The following is a 599-nucleotide window of genomic DNA, read 5'->3' on the forward strand; positions in this document are numbered from 1 at the left end:
CAGGTAACTTCCGCGTAATTGATGCGTTGTCGACGATGGCATTTGAAGGTCGTCGTGAAGAATTTTTCCGCAAAGAGACCATGGCGGCGCTGCAAATCCTTGATCAAGGCCATATCGAGCTAGATAATTTTAAAGGTTCTTGGGCTGGTGCGATGGGACAGTGTCAATTTATGCCAAGCTCTTTCCTGCGTTTTGCCGCCGATGGTAACGGAGACGGAAAAAAAGACATCTGGCAATCAGAAGCGGATGTGTTTGCATCTACCGCTAACTACTTGAGCGAGTCTGACTGGGACGATAAGTTTACTTGGGGGCGCCAAGTGAAAGTGCCGAAAGGGATTGATGGTAGTCTAGAAGGACGCGGGGCAGAAAAAGGCAAATATCTTCAGGAATGGAGTAAACTTGGCATCACGAAGTACGATGGCAGTCCGTTACCTAAATTGAATGAAGATATCCAAGCATGGCTTATCATGCCTGACGATGAAAACGGTCGTACTTATCTGGTTTACAATAACTATAACGTACTGATGAAGTGGAACCGCTCTTACTACTTCGCGCTTGCCGTCAGCCATCTCGCTGATCGCATTTCATTCTAGTTCGTT

General features: G+C 46.7%; 1 protein-coding gene. It reads left to right on the top strand.

The features are described from left to right. A partial coding sequence (locus tag R7R24_RS28585) for a lytic murein transglycosylase (RefSeq protein ID WP_318120442.1) occupies positions 1–593 on the top strand: 593 nt, incomplete at its 5' end. Positions 594–599 lie beyond the last annotated feature (6 nt).

Source organism: Vibrio sp. 704, assembly GCF_033339295.1.